At 74.0% G+C, this 15087-nt stretch carries 16 protein-coding genes and 1 pseudogene; 7 read left to right on the forward strand and 10 right to left on the reverse strand.

Annotated features, from left to right (window positions below; all coding sequences use genetic code 11):
- Nucleotides 1–195: 195 nt before the first annotated feature.
- On the reverse strand, nt 196–927 hold the full coding sequence (locus ACFXGA_RS35435) for a maleylpyruvate isomerase family mycothiol-dependent enzyme (RefSeq protein ID WP_378095844.1): 732 nt from the start codon (nt 925–927) through the stop codon (nt 196–198).
- Nucleotides 928–936: 9 nt separating this feature from the next.
- Entirely contained in the window at nt 937–1620 is a 684-nt protein-coding gene (locus ACFXGA_RS35440; protein WP_378095847.1) for an alpha/beta fold hydrolase, read from the reverse strand.
- A gap of 42 nt (nt 1621–1662) precedes the next feature.
- Here ACFXGA_RS35440 and ACFXGA_RS35445 point away from each other — a divergent pair, with 42 nt between their 5' ends.
- Entirely contained in the window at nt 1663–2619 is a 957-nt protein-coding gene (locus ACFXGA_RS35445) for a helix-turn-helix transcriptional regulator (RefSeq protein ID WP_378095850.1), read from the forward strand.
- On the opposite strand, the gene ACFXGA_RS35450 is transcribed toward ACFXGA_RS35445, so the two are convergent.
- Entirely contained in the window at nt 2573–3280 is a 708-nt protein-coding gene (locus ACFXGA_RS35450; RefSeq protein ID WP_378095853.1) for an SDR family oxidoreductase, read from the reverse strand. The two genes, ACFXGA_RS35445 and ACFXGA_RS35450, sit on opposite strands and share 47 nt — an antisense overlap.
- Before the next feature lie 100 nt (nt 3281–3380).
- Here ACFXGA_RS35450 and ACFXGA_RS35455 point away from each other — a divergent pair, with 100 nt between their 5' ends.
- A complete protein-coding gene (locus tag ACFXGA_RS35455) occupies nt 3381–4421 on the forward strand; it encodes a serine hydrolase (RefSeq protein ID WP_378095856.1) in 1041 nt (346 codons plus the stop codon).
- 50 nt (nt 4422–4471) lie between these two features.
- Here the strand turns inward: ACFXGA_RS35455 and ACFXGA_RS35460 are convergent, their stop codons facing one another.
- The 4 genes from ACFXGA_RS35460 to ACFXGA_RS35475 are packed head-to-tail and all read right to left on the reverse strand — an operon-like array spanning nt 4472 to nt 6795.
- A complete protein-coding gene (locus ACFXGA_RS35460; protein ID WP_378095859.1) occupies nt 4472–4654 on the reverse strand; it encodes a DUF397 domain-containing protein in 183 nt (60 codons plus the stop codon).
- 14 nt (nt 4655–4668) lie between these two features.
- Entirely contained in the window at nt 4669–4851 is a 183-nt protein-coding gene (locus ACFXGA_RS35465) for a DUF397 domain-containing protein (protein ID WP_378095863.1), read from the reverse strand.
- A 16-nt stretch (nt 4852–4867) separates the two neighbouring features.
- A complete protein-coding gene (locus ACFXGA_RS35470; RefSeq protein WP_378095865.1) occupies nt 4868–5722 on the reverse strand; it encodes a helix-turn-helix domain-containing protein in 855 nt (284 codons plus the stop codon).
- On the reverse strand, nt 5713–6795 hold the full coding sequence (locus ACFXGA_RS35475) for a PP2C family protein-serine/threonine phosphatase (RefSeq protein ID WP_378095868.1): 1083 nt from the start codon (nt 6793–6795) through the stop codon (nt 5713–5715). The genes ACFXGA_RS35470 and ACFXGA_RS35475 overlap by 10 nt, the downstream gene beginning before the upstream one ends.
- Before the next feature lie 123 nt (nt 6796–6918).
- On the opposite strand from ACFXGA_RS35475, the pseudogene ACFXGA_RS35480 reads away from it, so the two are divergent.
- Both ACFXGA_RS35480 and ACFXGA_RS35485 read left to right on the forward strand, forming a co-directional pair.
- Nucleotides 6919–7374: pseudogene (locus tag ACFXGA_RS35480) on the forward strand (peroxidase); the annotation flags it as partial.
- A 493-nt stretch (nt 7375–7867) separates the two neighbouring features.
- The gene (locus ACFXGA_RS35485; protein ID WP_378095871.1) at nt 7868–8242 is read left to right on the forward strand and encodes a hypothetical protein; all 375 of its coding nucleotides are present in this window, start codon (nt 7868–7870) and stop codon (nt 8240–8242) included.
- A 9-nt stretch (nt 8243–8251) separates the two neighbouring features.
- Here ACFXGA_RS35485 and ACFXGA_RS35490 read toward each other — a convergent pair whose 3' ends face one another.
- The 3 genes from ACFXGA_RS35490 to ACFXGA_RS35500 are packed head-to-tail and all read right to left on the reverse strand — an operon-like array spanning nt 8252 to nt 11336.
- Nucleotides 8252–9085 (reverse strand): sugar phosphate isomerase/epimerase family protein, encoded by an 834-nt coding sequence (locus ACFXGA_RS35490; protein WP_378095873.1) that lies wholly within the window; start codon nt 9083–9085, stop codon nt 8252–8254.
- Nucleotides 9082–10200 (reverse strand): dihydrodipicolinate synthase family protein, encoded by a 1119-nt coding sequence (locus ACFXGA_RS35495; RefSeq protein WP_378095876.1) that lies wholly within the window; start codon nt 10198–10200, stop codon nt 9082–9084. The genes ACFXGA_RS35490 and ACFXGA_RS35495 overlap by 4 nt, the downstream gene beginning before the upstream one ends.
- Nucleotides 10197–11336: a Gfo/Idh/MocA family protein gene (locus ACFXGA_RS35500; protein ID WP_378095879.1), complete on the reverse strand. Its 1140-nt coding sequence runs from the start codon at nt 11334–11336 to the stop codon at nt 10197–10199. Before ACFXGA_RS35500 ends, ACFXGA_RS35495 begins: the two co-directional genes overlap by 4 nt.
- A 122-nt stretch (nt 11337–11458) precedes the next feature.
- On the opposite strand from ACFXGA_RS35500, the gene ACFXGA_RS35505 reads away from it, so the two are divergent.
- The 3 genes from ACFXGA_RS35505 to ACFXGA_RS35515 all read left to right on the forward strand — a co-directional run bounded on the left by ACFXGA_RS35505 (nt 11459) and on the right by ACFXGA_RS35515 (nt 15025).
- On the forward strand, nt 11459–12499 hold the full coding sequence (locus tag ACFXGA_RS35505) for a LacI family DNA-binding transcriptional regulator (RefSeq protein ID WP_378095884.1): 1041 nt from the start codon (nt 11459–11461) through the stop codon (nt 12497–12499).
- A 151-nt stretch (nt 12500–12650) separates the two neighbouring features.
- Nucleotides 12651–13994: a hemolysin family protein gene (locus ACFXGA_RS35510; RefSeq protein WP_378095887.1), complete on the forward strand. Its 1344-nt coding sequence runs from the start codon at nt 12651–12653 to the stop codon at nt 13992–13994.
- Nucleotides 13991–15025 (forward strand): hemolysin family protein, encoded by a 1035-nt coding sequence (locus tag ACFXGA_RS35515; protein WP_378095889.1) that lies wholly within the window; start codon nt 13991–13993, stop codon nt 15023–15025. The genes ACFXGA_RS35510 and ACFXGA_RS35515 overlap by 4 nt, the downstream gene beginning before the upstream one ends.
- Nucleotides 15026–15087: the final 62 nt, after the last annotated feature.

A 15087-nucleotide genomic window follows, 5' to 3' on the forward strand; every position in this document is an offset into this window, starting at 1 on the left:
ACACCAAAACTATCGGCGGCAGCGACATATGTGAAAACCCCCCCCCCCCCCCCCCGCCGGGGGGGGGGCCCCCCCCCCCCCCCCCCACCGGTCTCGTTCTCGGCCCTGGGCCGGGAGGACGACCCGCGCCGGCGGACGGCACGGAGGTCCGGCCCCGCCGACGAGCGGGTTCGGCCTCCCCCGCCGACGAGTGGTTCAGGAACCGCCCACGGCGTCCCGCGACCGGCGCTCCCGGGGCAGCGGGTCCACCACGACCTTGACCACGGTCTTCAGCCGCTCCAGCGGGCCGCGCGGCGGTGGTGCGGTCACGCGTCGCCTCAGCAGCGGCACGCCGTCGCCCTCCAGCGCGTCCAGGCCCACCGCCCGGCCGCTCATCGCCAGCACCAACGACTCCGCGTCGCCGCGCACCGGCGCGCCGGCGCCGGACCTCCAGCCGGTGTCCGCCGCCTCCAGCCGCAGCCCGGCCAACCGGGAGCCCACCGCGTACCCCGGCGACGGCTTGGCGGCCAGGTGCTGGAACGCCACCCAGAGCCGGTCCTCCGGCACGTCCCGCCCGATGCCGAGCGGCACGCGCACGTCGTAGTCGTGCAGCAGGATGTCGGTGAGCACCGGGTCGTAGCCCGAGCGCGGGATGGTGGTGCGCGACGTCGCCCACCGCCGCAGCCGGTCGGCGATCTCGGCGGTCGGCCGGCGCGCCGCCCGCGCGGTCAGCTCGCGGTTGAGCCGGTCGAAGTCGGCCGCCGTCGTCACGATGCCCCAGTAGATCTTGAGCTGGCCGAACCGCAGGTACGTGGTGAGGTGCGCGCCGACGTCGTGCACGGTCCACCCCTGCGACAGGCTGGGCGTGGCCAGTTGGCCCGCGTCCAGCCCGTCGAGGAGGTCCGCCATCCGCCGCCGCTCGTCGACGAGCATGTCGTGGACCTTCATCCGGCCACGCTAGGAGACCCGGCCGGCCTCGCGCTTATCCCGACTTGCGGATTCCGCGCCCGCGGCGAGCAACGCCTCCAGGAAGCGCTCCGGCGCGTCCCGCAGCACGTTGTGCCCGCTCGGCCAGGACTCGACGTGCCACGTCGGGTCGTCGCGCAGCCGCTCGTAGGTGGTGGCCAGCGGGCTGTCCGGGAACTCGGCCATGAACAGGTACCGGCGGTCGGCGACCCGGTCGACGGCCCCGGTCAACGACGCGCGTTGCAGCAGCGTGGCCAGCGGCTGGGGCGTGGCCCGCGCGTCGAAGATCGGCAGCGGGGCCACCGAGAACCCGTCGGCCGCCGCTCCCTCGACGTACCACGTGCGCCAGTCGCCGTGCACGATGTCGTACGCGGACTCGCCGTCGCGCGGCACGAACGCGTCCACGTAGATCAGCGTCCGGACCCGGTCCGGCACCCGGTCGGCGACGGTGGTGGTCACCATGCCTCCGTAGCTGTGGCCGACCAGCACGACGTCGCGCAGGTCCAGCCGGTCGAACAGGTCCAGCACCTCGGCCACGTGGTCGTCCAGGTTCACGCGACCGGTGCTCAACGTGACCGCGTGCGCCTCGTGGCCCTCGGCGCGCAGCCGTGCGGAGATCGGGTCGTAGTACCAGCCGCCGTGGCAGGCGCCGGGGATGAGCACGTAAGTCGTCATGGGCACCACGCTAGGACCGCTTTAGGACATAGGATGTCCGTGATGACGATGCCCGGGAGGATGCTGCGCCTGCTGTCGCTCATGCAGGGCCGGCGGGACTGGACGGGTCCGGAGCTGGCCGAGCGGCTGGGCGTGACGGACCGGACGGTGCGCCGCGACATCGAGCGGCTGCGCGAGCTGGGCTACCCCGTGGCCGGCACGACCGGCGTCGCGGGCGGCTACCGGCTCGCGTCGGGGAAGGACCTGCCACCGTTGCTGCTGGACGACGACGAGGCGGTGGCGGTCGCCGTCGGCCTGCGCACGGCGGCGGGCGTGCAGGGCATCGAGGAGTCGTCCACCAGGGCGTTGGCGAAGCTGGAGCAGGTGCTGCCGGCCCGGCTGCGGCACCGGATCGCGGCGGTGCGGGACGCGATCGCGGTGATGTCGGTGGCCGGGCCGGTGTCCGACCCGGCGGCGCTGGGCGTGCTGGCGGCGGCGTGCCGGGACCACGAGGTGGTGGCGTTCACGCACCGCGGCCGGGAGCGGCGGGTGGAGCCGCGCAGCCTGGTGACCGCGTACCGGCGCTGGTACCTGCTGGCCTACGACCCGGAGCGCGGGGACTGGCGCACGTTCCGGGTGGACCGGATGGACGCGCCGCGCGCCACGGGCCGCCGCTTCACCCCGCGCGAGCCGCCCGACGACCCGGCGGCGTACGTGGCGCGGTCCCTCACCTCGGCCCCCTACCGGTACACGTGCACGGCGGTCGTGGACGCCCCCGCGGCGGTCGTCCGGACCCGGCTGGTGGTGGCGCTGCCGGGTCGGGTGGAGCCGATCGACGACCGGACGTGCCGGGTGCGGTTGGGCGCGGACGCGATCGAGCACGTGGCCGCCGACCTGTTGCTGCTCGGCGCGCCCTACGCGCTGGACGCGTCCCCGGAGGTGCTGGACGCGTTGCGCGCGGTCGGCGCGGGCCTCACCGGTAGGCGTCCTGGCCCACCGGGCGCACCAGGATCTCGTTGACGTCCACGTGCGGCGGCTGGCCGACCGCGTACAGCACGGCGCGGGCCACGTCCTCCGGCGCGAGCTTCGGGTCGCCCCGGCGCGACGGCGGGATGCCGCCGGTGTCGGTCAGGCCGGGCTGCACCAGCGTGACGCGGACGCCCGTGCCGACGCACTCGGCCCGGATGGCCTGCGCGAGGCCCGTCACCGCCCACTTGGTGGCCGCGTAGAGGTTCCCCGGCCGCACCCCGCGCCCGGCCGCCGACCCCGTCAGCACGAGGTGGCCGGCGTGGCGCATCAGCGCGGGCATCGCCGCCCGCGCGGTGAACGCCGGGCCGCACACGTTGGTCAACACCATGTCGCCCCACTCGGCGGGCGGCGCGCCGTCGGTCGAGGTGAACGAGGTGACCACGCTCGTGCCCGCGTTCGCGAACACCACGTCGAGCCTCCCCCACTCCTCCTCCACCCGGCCCACCAGGGCGGCGACCTGGTCGTACTCGCGCACGTCGCAGGCGGCCACCCACACCCGGTCGGGACCGCCCAGCCGGGCCGCCGACTCGGCCAGCGACGCGGTGTCGCGGGCGGTCAGCACCAGCCGGTACCCGGCCTCGGCGGCCAGCCGCGCCGTCGCCGCGCCGATGCCCCGGCTCGCGCCCGTGACGAGGAAGACCCCTTCTCGCATGGCGGCAGGCTACCGCTGGTTGGATCGGATTCACCGGATCGGAGCAACACCGGAGCCGTTTGCGGCGTCTCTACAGGCGTATCCACTCGATTGGGGGCACATGAACATCAACCGCAGGTTCGCGCTCGGGCTGGGCTCGGTGGCGGCGGCGAGCGCCGTCCTCGGCACGACCGCCGGGACCGCGCAGGCGCAGACGACCGAGGCGGAGTGGGACGCGGTGATCCCGACGACGGCCGACCTGGCCCGGCGCAAGATCGCGGCGAAGTACGCGGCGGCGGTGTCGCGGGCCGGTGGCACGTGGTCGAGCTACATCGGCGTGGCGGACCCGGACGGCGCGGTGAAGCCCGCCGTGGAGGTCGAGGCCGACCGCGTGGTCGAGGCGTACAGCGTGAACAAGATCGCGGTCGCGGTGGCCGTGCTGGACAAGGTCGACCGCGGCCTGGTCACGCTCGACCAGCGGGTCGAGGTCACCTCGGACATCGTCATCCGCGACACCGACGGCATCTTCCACCTCGACGGCGGCTACCCCAGCTCGGTCACCGTGGGGCACGCGTTGGCGAACCTGCTCACGGTGTCGGACAACACCGCGGTGCGCCTGTGCGGGCTGGTCGTGCCGGCGCTGGAGCTGAACGAGATCCTGCGCGCCAAGGGGTTCGTGCACACGCAGGTGGTGCCGGTGGCCAACCCGAACCGGTTCTACCTGGGCACCACCACGGCGCGCGAGACGTTCACCATGCTGCGCCGGCTCGCGGCGGGCGAGCTGCTGTCGGCGGCGTCGACCGAGCACCTGTTCACCGTGCTGCGGTCGTTGCCGTCGTTCACCGACGGGATCCGGCTCAACCTGACGTCGGCGGAGCGGCTGAACGTGGCCACGAAGGCGGGCTGGGAGGCGGACGGCCGCAACGAGGCGGGCATCGTGTTCGACCCGAACGGCAAGCCGATCGTGACGTACGCGTTGTTCGCGTCGGGCCGGTTCAGCGGCGACCAGGCGGTGAACGCGGACAACTACGGCGCGACCCACCCGGCGCTGCGCGCGCGTGCCGCGCTGGGCCGGGCGCTGTACGACTCGGTCCTGCGGATCACCGCGAACACGCCGCGCACTTATCGGACCCCGCGCTACCAGCCGCGCAACGGCGGCTGACCACGACGGCGGCCCGCCCCCTGGTGCAGTCCGGGGGCGGGCCGTCGCGGTCACGCCCCCAAGCCGGCCAGGAACTCCCGCCACTGCCGGGCCGGGAACCACAACGCCGGCCCCGACGGGTTCTTCGAATCCCGCGCGGCCACTCCCTCGTCCACCGGCGCGACCTCGACGCAGGACGCCCCTTCACCGCTGAAACTGCTCTTGCGCCACGCCGCACTCGACAAGTCCTTCACGGCCACCCTCCTGCTCACGCCTCCAAGTCGGCCAGGAACCTCCGCCACTGCCCGGCCGTGAACCACAACGCCGGCCCGGACGGGTTCTTGGAGTCCCGCGTGGCCACGCCTTCGTCCACCGGCGCGACTTCGACGCAGGACGGACCTTCACCGCTGAAGCTGCTCTTGCGCCACGCCGCACTCGACAGATCCCTCATAGCTGCCCTCCTGTGCTCAGCGGTTGGCGATCCCGGAGATCAGTTTTACCGAGTCGTCGGGGCTCTTGGCCACCGCCACGAGGTGGTCGAAGTCGGCGCGGAAGCGCTTGATGTCGGTATCCGCCTCCAAGAAAATCTCACCGGCCTGGCTGTCCACGTGGACCAGATCGTGGTCCAGCGGATCCTCGAACTCCATGACGATGAACTCGCCCGGCATGCCGGGATGAGCGCCCGAGCCGAACGGGACGACCTGGATCGTCACGTGCGGTTCCCGGGCCAGGTCGAGCAGGTGGGCCAACTGCGCCCGCATGACCACCGCGCCGCCGACCTCCCGCCGCAACGCCGCCTCGTCGAGGATCGCCCACAGCGGAAGCCGCTTCTCGCGCACGAGATTCGCCTTTCGTTCCATTCGAACCCGCACCCGGTCCTCGACTCGCGCGGGATCGGCCGCGTACAGGATTCCGCCGACCAGGGCACGCGCGTAGTCCTCGGTCTGGAGCAGGCCGGGGACGAACATCCCCGAGTAATGTCGCAGGCTTTGCGCTTCGCGCTCGAAGCTGATGTAGGTGGTGTACTCGGCGCGCAGGTCCTCGTGCCACGGCTGGATCCAGCCCTCGCCCTCCGACTGCCGGTAGAGCGCCTTGAGCCGCGAGTGCTCCTCCGACCCGACGCCGTACAGCCGGAGCAGCAGGTCGAGCGTCCGGTACTGGGGCCGTGACCGGGCCGTCTCGATGCGGTACAGCGTGGTGGAGTTGAGCCCGGTGCGCTCCTCCACGTCCTCCCGGCGCAGGTCGTTCGCCTCGCGGAGCCGTCTGAGCTGACCGGCCAACCTGCGCAGTCGGATGGTCGGCGTGCTCTTCTTCACGGCCACGGTGTGCGGTCCTCCCTCAACGCTGCACGGCGAACGCAAAGCAGTTCTTTGCGTTTTTTGCATTCCACGTCGGATGTGGGCAGCCTTTGCGGGCAGTCACGGTAGCGACGACGCGCCGGAATGACCACCGCCGGTACCGGTGGGGCGAAAGGGGAAACGTGACCGAGCAGGAATTCGCCACCCTGGTGCGGGAAGTGGCACGCGAAGAAGCGCCGCGCCTGTTCGCCGTCGTGGAGGAGTACGGCGAACGGGAGGGCGTGCGCGTGGCGGGCTACGGCGTCGCGTTCGAGGACCGGGCCGAGGTCAGCTCCGTGGAACGCGGCTTCCACGTCAGCTCCCGCAGCGCCGAGAGCGCGCGCAACCTGTTCGAACTCAGCTCGCGCTCCGCCGGCACGCGACGGGCGCACGTGGTGTGGCTGGACTGAAGGCCGGGCGGCGGCGAGCAGTTCCTCGGCGCACCGCTGCGGGTCGTGGCCGTGGTCCAGGAGCAGGCCCCGGAACACCTCGTGCGGCACCTTGAGGCCGTCGGACGCGAGGACCAGCAGCCGGGCCACGGCCTCGAAGCCCTCGACGCCGTAGAGCGGGACGCGGCCGACGTTGTGGCGCAGCTTGTGGTCGTGGGCGGCGGCCTCGGCGTCCGGGACGCCCTGCTGCCGCAGCTCCTCGCCGAGCGTGTGCGGTGTCGTGAAGCGGTGCAGGGTGCCGTCGTCCTTGAGCCCGTAGGCGGAGCTGTCGCCGGCGTGGGCGATGCGCCAGTACCCGCCCGCCCGCACCGACGCCACGACGATCGCGCCGTTGGGCTGGAGGTGGTCGGCCTCGAAGTCGGCGTACGGGATCGAGGCCACGACGACGCCGAGCACGGGTGTCTGCCGGGCGGCCGTCCGGGCGGCGACGTCCGCGGCGACGCGCGCGAAGTCGGCGACCTCCGGTGTCGAGCCGGTCCCGTCCACCACCGCCGCCGCGAACGTGCCGCGGAACGTGTGCTGGGCGTGGGCGTCGGCGTTGCGCGGGCGGCTGGGGCCGCGGGAGGTCGCCGCTCCCAGGAGGACGCGGGTCTCGGCCGGATCGGTCATGGTCGGATCCTCCCGCAGGGTCGATCACCTCCGGGGGGCAAACCCGACACCGGTCGGGTGATTCCACCTCAGCGCGACGTATCCGTAGCGGACCGTGACGCTCCTTCCAGTAGGGGTGATCGCATGACCGACCTGCTGCACCACGCCGCGCCGCGGACCGGGGCTCGTCCGCCCCTGCGCGGGTCGCACGAGATCCAGGGCAACGTGCTCGCCGCGTTCAACAAGGACCACCAGGTCTTCCGCTTCGTCCGCTTCACCCACGAAGGGCTCGCCCGGACCTGGCTGGCCGCCATGCTGGGCCACGTCGCCACCACCGCCGAGGTCGAGGACTTCAACGAGGTCTTCTCCCTCGGCCGCGCGCTGTCCGGCCGCGACCCCGCCGGCCTGCGGGCCACCTGGGCGAACGTGTCGCTCACCCCGGAGGCCCTGGTCGAGCTGAGCGTCAACCCGGACGCCACCCGCGACGACCTGCGCGCCCACTTCCCGCACACCGCCGAGCAGGCCGCCCGCGCCAACGGCGACACGGGCGTCTCCGCGCCGTCCCGCTGGGTGTTCGGGCGCGACGACCACCACGTCCACGCCGTCGTCACGGTCGCGTCCGACGACCCGGCCCGCCTGGCCGACCGCGTGCGGGACCTCGACGTGCTCGACACCCTCCTCGGCGTCGCGCTCGTCCACGAGGAGCACGCCGCCACGCTGCCGGGCGAGCGGCGCGGCCACGAGCACTTCGGGTACAAGGACGGCATCTCGCAGCCCGGCGTCCGCGGCTTCCACGCCGAGGACCCGGACCGCCCCGGGCACCGCGCGGGCCGGCCGGGGTCGCTGCTGGTGAACCCGGGCGAGTTCGTCTTCGGCCACCCCGCCGAGTCCGACCGCCCGGACGCCGCCGCGTGGCTCACCGACGGCTCGATCCAGGTGATCCGCCGCCTCGCCCAGGACGTGGACGGCTGGCAGCGGGCCGTGGAGGCGCGCGGGCTCGGGCCGGCCGCCGTCGGCAGGCGCCCGGACGGACGGCCGGCCGCTGGCCGCCGCCCGGGGCAACGACTTCGACTACGCCGACGACCCGGCGGGCGTGACGACGCCGTGCCCGGCGCACATCCGCAAGGCCAACCCGAGGGCGTTCACCCACCGGACGCCCCGGCAGCACCGCCTGCTGCGCCGGGGCATCCCGTTCGGCCCGCCCCGCGACCGGTCGGCCGACGACGTCGAGCGCGGCCTGCTGTTCGTGGCCCACTGCACGTCGCTGGAGGACCAGTTCGAGCACGTCCAGCAGGCGTGGGCCCGCAACCCCGACCACGTGCCGGGCGAGCGCGGCGCGCCCTCCGGGGTCGACGCCGTGCTGGGCAGCCGCTTCGTGCGGACGACCGGGGCGCTGTACGCGCTGGTGCCGTCGATCAGCACGCTGCGGCTGCTCGCGGCGGGGCGGGAACTGCCCCGCCGGCCCTGAACGACCCCGCTAAGGGGTGACGGGCAGCCGGTCGTGGCCGCCGTCCACGACCGGCTCCCACCCGTTCGCGTGCCGCCGCACGAGGTCCGCGGCGACCGCGTCGAACGGCCTGGCCCACACCTCCTCGTTGAACACCTCGACCTCGACGTACCCGGCGTACCCGGCGCCGGCGACGAGCGAGGTCAGCCCGACCAGGTCGATGTGCCCGTCGCCGGGCAGCCCCCGGCCCAGCAGCACGTCGGCGGGCAGCGGGGTCACCCAGTCGCACACCTGGTAGGAGTGGATCCGCGGGCCCGCCCGGCGGACGTCGGCGACCAGCGCCGGGTCCCACCACACGTGCAGCGCGTCCACCACGACCCCGACCACCGAGGCGGGGTACGGCGCGGCCAGCTCCAACGCCTGCGCCAACGTGGACACCACGCCCCGGTCGGCGCAGAACATCGGGTGCATCGGCTCCAGCGCCAACCGCACGCCCGCCTCCGCGGCGTACGGCGCGAGCACCTCCAACGCCGACGCCACCCGGCGCCGGGCCGCGACGAGGTCCCGGTCCGGCACGCCGCCGGGCACCAGCACCAGGCACTGCGCGCCCAGCGCGGCGGTCTCGTCGATCGCCCGCCGGTTGTCGTCCAGCCGCTGGTCCACGCCGGTGAAGAAGCCGCCGCGGCACAGCGACGACACCTCCAGCCCGGCCGAGGCGACCAGCGCGGCGGTCCGCGCCAGCCCGTGCCCGGCCACCGGGTCCCGCCACAGCCCGACCGCCGGGATGCCGTGCCGCACGCACAGGTCCACCACCTCGGGCACGGACGCGCGCTTCACCGTGGCCTGGTTCAACGACAGCCTCACGTCAGCACCCCCACCAGCCGACGCCACCGGTCCGCCGCCAGGTCCGGGTCGGGCAGCAGCCCGGCCAGGTCCGCCAACCTCAACGCCTCGCCGAGGTGCACCAGGTCGCGGGCCGACTGGAGCCCGCCGACCATGGCGAACGCGTCCTGGTGCCCGGCCAGCCAGGCCAGGAACACCACGCCGGTCTTGTAGTAGTAGGTGGGCGCGCCGAACAGGTGCCGCGACAGCGCGACCGTGGGCTCCAGCACCTCGTGGTAGGTGGCGAGGTCGCCCGCGTCCAACGCCCGCAGCGCCGCGGCCGCGGCGGGCGCGATGGCGTCGAAGATGCCCAGCAGCGCGTCGCTGTGCCCGACGGCGTCCCCGGCGATCAGCTCCGGGTAGTGGAAGTCGTCGCCGGTGTAGCAGCGCACGCCCGCCGGCAGCTCCCGCCGCAGGCCCACCTCGTGCGAGGCGTCCAGCAGCGACACCTTCACCCCGTCCACCTTGTCCGGGTAGGCCCTGACCAGATCGAGGAAGTGGCCGGTGGCGGTCGGGATGTCGGAGGAGCCCCAGTAGCCCTCCAGCGCCGGGTCGAACGCCGTGCCGAGCCAGTGCAGGACGACCGGTCGGTCCACCTCCTCCAGCAGCGCCGCGTACACCTTCTGGTAGTCCTCGGGCCCGCGCGCGGCGGCGGCGAGCTTGCGGCTGCACATCAGGATCGGCTGCGCGCCCGCCTCCACCACGGCCGCCAACTGCTCCCGGTACGCCGTCAGCGGGTCGGCCGTGTCGTGGTCGGTGCCCACGCCGGCCGCCAACCGGCCCGTGGCGACGGCCGCGCTGCGCCGGATCAGCTCCAGCGCGGCGTCCCAGTCCAGGCCCATGCCGCGCTGCGCGGTGTCCATGGCCTCGGCGACCCCGAAACCGTGCTCCCACAACCGGATCCGGTGCGCCAGCGTGGCGTCCCAGTCGAGCGCGGCGGGCGCGCCGGGGACGTTGCCGCCCAACGGGTCCGCGACCACGTGCGCCGCCGCGAACGCGACCCGCGAGGAGAACGACCCGGTCCGCCACGCGCGGGGCGGGGACAGCTCGTGCTCGCGGAACGCGCCGTCCCGGCCGGGCAGCGACACGACCGTCATGCCGGCACCTCGATCCGCCGGCCCGTGCGCGAGGACTCCAGGCCCAGGGCGGCCAGCCGCACGCCGCGCACGCCGGAGTGGAAGTCGTGCGCGAACGGCGCGCCGACGGCGACGTGCCGCAGGAACTCCTCCCACTGCACCAGGAACCCGTTGTCGAACACCTCGTTGTCCGGCACGTCCTGCCACTGCGCGCGGAAGTCGATGGCGGACGGCACGTCCGGGTCCCACACCGGCTTGGGCGTGATCGCCCTCGGCTGCACCACGCAGTTGCGCAGCCCGGCCACCGCGCTGCCCAGCGTGCCGTCCACTTGGAACTCGACCAACTCGTCGCGGCGCACCCGCACCGCCCAGGACGAGTTGACCTGCGCCACCACGCCGCCCGCCATCTCGAAGATCGCGTAGGCCGCGTCGTCCGCGGTCGCCTCGTACGGCTCGCCGTTCTCGTCCCACCTCGTCGGGATGTGCGTGACGGCGCGCGCGGTGACCGCCTCCACCGGTCCGAGCAGCCCTTCCAGCAGGTAGCTCCAGTGGCAGAACATGTCCACGACGATCCCGCCGCCGTCCTCGGCGCGGTAGTTCCACGACGGCCGTTGCGCGGCCTGCCAGTCCCCCTCGAACACCCAGTAGCCGAACTCGCCGCGCACCGAGAGCACGCGGCCGAAGAACCCGCCGTCCAGCAGCCGCTTCAGCTTGCGGATGCCGGGCAGGTACAGCTTGTCGGCCACCACGCCGTGCCGCACGCCCGCCGCGTCGGCGCGCCGGGCCAGCTCCAGCACCTCCTCCGGGGTGGCCGCGACCGGCTTCTCGCTGTAGACGTGCTTGCCCGCGTCGATGGCCGCGGTGAGCGCCGCCACGTGCGCCGACGTCACCTGCGCGTCGAAGTAGACCTGCACGTCCGGGTCGCCGAGCGCCGCGTCGAGGTCGGTGGTCCAGCGGGGCAGGTCGTGCCGCTCGGCGACGTCCTTCAGCTTGGCGGCGTTGCGGCCGACCAGCAACGGCTCGGGGACCAGCACGTCGTCACCGACCCTGACCCCGCCGCGGTCCCGGATGGCCAGGATCGACCGGACGAGGTGCTGCCGGTACCCCATCCGCCCCGTGACCCCGTTCAACGCGACGCCGATCGTGCGCACCGCCATGCGAACACCCCGCTCAAGTGATGTGGAAAGCGCTTTCCAACACGCTACGGTCGGCTCCTCTCGGACGTCAACCTCCCGGACGGCTAGTCTCGGCCGACCAGGAACGCGCGAAGGAGGCGGCGTTGACGTCGCGGCAGGTCACGCTGGCGGAAGTCGCGAGGCACGCGGGCGTGTCGCTCGCGACCGCGTCGCGCGTGCTCAACGGCAGCACCCGACAGGTCAGCGAGGAGCTGCGGGCCCGGGTGATCGGCACCGCGCGGGGGCTCGGCTACCTGCCCAACGCCTCGGCCCAGGCGCTCGCGCGCAACTCGAGCCTGCTGGTCGGCCTGGTGGTGCACGACATCGCCGACCCCTACTTCTCCAGCATCGCCGCCGGTGTGACCAGGATCGCCGAGGACGCCGGGCTGGTCGTGGTGCTCGGCACCACCGGCCGCGACCCGCGCCGCGAGGTGGACCTGGTCAACACGCTGCGCGCGCACCGGGCCCGGGCCGTGGTGATCGCGGGCAGCCGCACCACCGACCGGGCGGCGTCGCGGCGGCTCGCCGACGAGATCACCGCGTTCACCGCGCAGGGCGGCCGGGTGGCGTGCGTCTCCCAGGCCAAGCTCGGCACGGACACCGTGGTGCCCGCGAACCGGTCCGGCGCGCGGGCGCTGGCCCGCCGGCTCGCCGCGCTCGGCCACCGCCGGTTCGCCGTCCTGGCGGGTCCGCCGGACCTGCTGGTGGCGCGCGACCGGCTGGCCGGGTTCAGGGCGGGCCTGGCCGACGAGGGCCTGGCGCTGCCCGACGCGCACGTCATCGCCAGCGACTTCACCCGGGACGGCGGCTACGCGGCGGTGGCCGACCTGGTCGCCGCCCGCACCGGCGCGACCTGCGTGTTCGCCGTGAACGACGTGATGGCCATGGGCGCGATGGCGGCGCTGCGGGAACGCGGCCTGCGGGTGCCGGAGGACGTCTCGGTGGCCGGGTTCGACGACATCCCGACCCTGCGCGACCTGGTGCCGGCGCTGAGCACGGTGCGGCTGCCGCTGGAGGACATGGGCGAGCGCGCGGCCCGGCTGGTGCTGGACGACGTGGACGCCGGACCGCGCACGGTCCGGGTGGCGGGGGAGGTCGTGCTGCGGGCGAGCACTTCCTCGCCCAGCGGTACCGGACTGCGCTGACCGGCGGTTACGCTCTACTCTGGACACCGTTCGACCACCCCTCACGAGGAGTGATCACTTCCGTGCGCGACGCGCAGTCCCCGGGCGGCAGTACCGAGCCGGGTCCGATACCCGGCTGCCAGCCCCGCCAGTCCCACCCCGGGTGGGCCCCATGACCATCCTGCTCAGCGTCCTCGGCCTCGCCGCCGTGGTGGTGCTCACCATCGGCACGTTCATCGCGGTCGCCGCCGAGTTCTCCCTCACCGCGCTGGAGCGCAGCACCATCGAGTCCCACGTCGCCCAGGTGGGTGACGCGAAGGCCCGGACGGTGGAGAAGGCGCACCGGTCGCTGTCGTTCCAGCTCTCCGGCTCCCAGCTCGCGATCACGATCACCACGCTGATCACCGGCTACATCGCCGAGCCCGCCATCGCCGAGCTGATCTCCCCCGCGCTGACCGGCGTGGGCGTGCCCGCCTCGGCGGCCGGGCCGATCGCGCTGACGTTCGCGTTGGCGCTGGCCACGGCGTTGTCGATGGTGTTCGGCGAGCTGGTGCCGAAGAACCTGGCGATCGCCAGGCCGCTGGAGACCGCCCGCGCGGTCGCGGGCGTGCAGGCCGGGTTCTCCGCCGTGTTCCGGTGGCTGATCACCGCCCTGAACGGCACCGCGAACTGGCTGGTGCGCAGGCTGGGCGTGGAGCCCGCCGAGGAGCTGGCGTCGGCCCGCTCGCCGCAGGAGCTGGGCGCGTTGATCCGCTCCAGCGCCGAGCAGGGCACCATCGACCCCGGCACCGCGACCCTGCTGGACCGCTCGCTGCGGTTCGGCGACCGCACGGCGGAGGAGCTGATGACCCCGCGCGTGCGGGTCGAGTCGCTGCGCGCCGACGCGACCGTGCTGGACCTGGTGGCCAAGGCGCGCGAGACAGGGTTCTCCCGGTTCCCGGTCTACCACGGCGACCTGGACGAGGTGCGCGGCATCGTGCACGTCAAGCAGGCGTTCGGGGTGCCGAGGTCGCAGCGGGCGACCACGCCGCTGTCGGCGCTGACCCGCCCGGTGCAGACGGTGCCCGCGACGTTGGAGGGCGACGCGCTGCTGGACCGGCTGCGCGCCTCCGGCCTGCAGACGGCGCTGGTCGTGGACGAGTACGGCGGCACGGCGGGCCTGGTCACGCTGGAGGACGTGGTCGAGGAGATCGTCGGCGACGTGCGCGACGAGCACGACCGGCGGGAGACCGCGCCGGTGCGCCGGCTCGGCGGCGAGGCGTGGCTCGTGTCCGGGCTGCTGCGCGACGACGAGATCGCCGAGGCGACCGGGTTCCGGATGCCCGAGGGCGACTACGAGACCGTGGCGGGCCTGGTGCTCGCCCGGCTGGGCCGCATCCCCGACGCCGGCGACGAGATCCGGGTGGACGACTGGCGGATCACCGTGGTGCAGATGGACAGGCACCGGGTGGCGGAGCTGCGGGTGGCCCGCGTCGAGGACCCGGCGACGCCCGACCGATTGGGGTCGTCGCGATGAGCGTGCTCGCGATCCTGCTGCTGCTGGCGGGCAACGCGTTCTTCGTCGGCGCGGAGTTCGCGATCATCACCGCCCGCCGGGACCGGCTGGAGGCGTTGGCCGAGCAGGGCAGCAGCCGGGCCCGCACGGTGATCAAGGCGGGCCGGGAGCTGCCGCTGCTGATCGCGGGCGCGCAGCTCGGCATCACGCTGTGCTCGCTGGGCCTGGGCGCGCTGGGCGAGCCCGCGGTGGCGGCGATGCTGGAGGCCCCGTTCCTCGGCGTCGGCATCCCGGACGCGGTGCGGCACGGCGTGGCGTTCGCGCTGGCGCTGATCATCGTCGTGGCGCTGCACACCGTGCTGGGCGAGATGGTGCCGAAGAACCTGGCCATCGCCGGCCCCGAGCGGACGGCGCTGCTGCTGGTGCCCGCGCACCTGTGGTTCTGCCGGCTGGTCGCGCCGCTGCTGCGCGGCTTCACCGTGGTGTCCACGGCGGTGCTGAGGCTGGTGGGCGTGACGCCGAGGGAGGAGCTGGAGTCCGCGTACACGCGGGACGAACTGGCCCTGCTGATCGGGCAGTCGCGGCAGGAGGGGCTGCTGGAGGACTCCGAGCACCGGCGGCTCACGCAGACCCTGTCCTCGGCGGAGCGGACCGTGGCCGACGTGCTCGTGCCGCTGGACCGGATCACGTCGGTGTCGGCGCGGCCCACCATGGAGGAGGTCGAGGCGGCGGTGTCGACCACCGGCTTCTCCCGCTTCCCGGTCCGCGAGGGCGACCGGCTGATCGGGTACCTGCACGTCAAGGACGTGCTGGACCTCGCCGACGCGGACCCGTCCACGCGGGTGCCGCCGGGTCGGGTGCGCGGCCTGCCGCGGGTGCCGGCCGAGGCGAGCCTGGACGACGCGGTGGCGACGCTGCGGCGGTCGCAGAGCCACCTGGCGCAGGCCGTGTCGGCCGACGGCGTGGTGCGGGGCGTGGTGGCGTTGGAGGACCTGGTCGAGGAGTACGTCGGCACCGTCCGCGACGGCACGCACGTGCGCCGCGAGCTGTGACGGGCGGGTGGTTGGGGGTCTGGAACACCCCCCCCCCCGGGCCGTCCCCCCCCCCCGCCCGC

Source organism: Actinosynnema sp. NPDC059335 (assembly GCF_042752395.1).
GTDB lineage: Bacteria > Actinomycetota > Actinomycetes > Mycobacteriales > Pseudonocardiaceae > Actinosynnema.

Coding starts and splice junctions, on each gene's coding strand:
- ACFXGA_RS35435 (WP_378095844.1), bottom strand. CDS start 927: ATGAAGGTCCACGACATGCTCGTCGACGAGCGGCGGCGGATGGCGGAC.
- ACFXGA_RS35440 (WP_378095847.1), bottom strand. CDS start 1,620: ATGACGACTTACGTGCTCATCCCCGGCGCCTGCCACGGCGGCTGGTAC.
- ACFXGA_RS35445 (WP_378095850.1), top strand. CDS start 1,663: ATGACGATGCCCGGGAGGATGCTGCGCCTGCTGTCGCTCATGCAGGGC.
- ACFXGA_RS35450 (WP_378095853.1), bottom strand. CDS start 3,280: ATGCGAGAAGGGGTCTTCCTCGTCACGGGCGCGAGCCGGGGCATCGGC.
- ACFXGA_RS35455 (WP_378095856.1), top strand. CDS start 3,381: ATGAACATCAACCGCAGGTTCGCGCTCGGGCTGGGCTCGGTGGCGGCG.
- ACFXGA_RS35465 (WP_378095863.1), bottom strand. CDS start 4,851: ATGAGGGATCTGTCGAGTGCGGCGTGGCGCAAGAGCAGCTTCAGCGGT.
- ACFXGA_RS35475 (WP_378095868.1), bottom strand. CDS start 6,795: ATGACCGATCCGGCCGAGACCCGCGTCCTCCTGGGAGCGGCGACCTCC.
- ACFXGA_RS35495 (WP_378095876.1), bottom strand. CDS start 10,200: ATGACGGTCGTGTCGCTGCCCGGCCGGGACGGCGCGTTCCGCGAGCAC.
- ACFXGA_RS35500 (WP_378095879.1), bottom strand. CDS start 11,336: ATGGCGGTGCGCACGATCGGCGTCGCGTTGAACGGGGTCACGGGGCGG.
- ACFXGA_RS35510 (WP_378095887.1), top strand. CDS start 12,651: ATGACCATCCTGCTCAGCGTCCTCGGCCTCGCCGCCGTGGTGGTGCTC.
- ACFXGA_RS35515 (WP_378095889.1), top strand. CDS start 13,991: ATGAGCGTGCTCGCGATCCTGCTGCTGCTGGCGGGCAACGCGTTCTTC.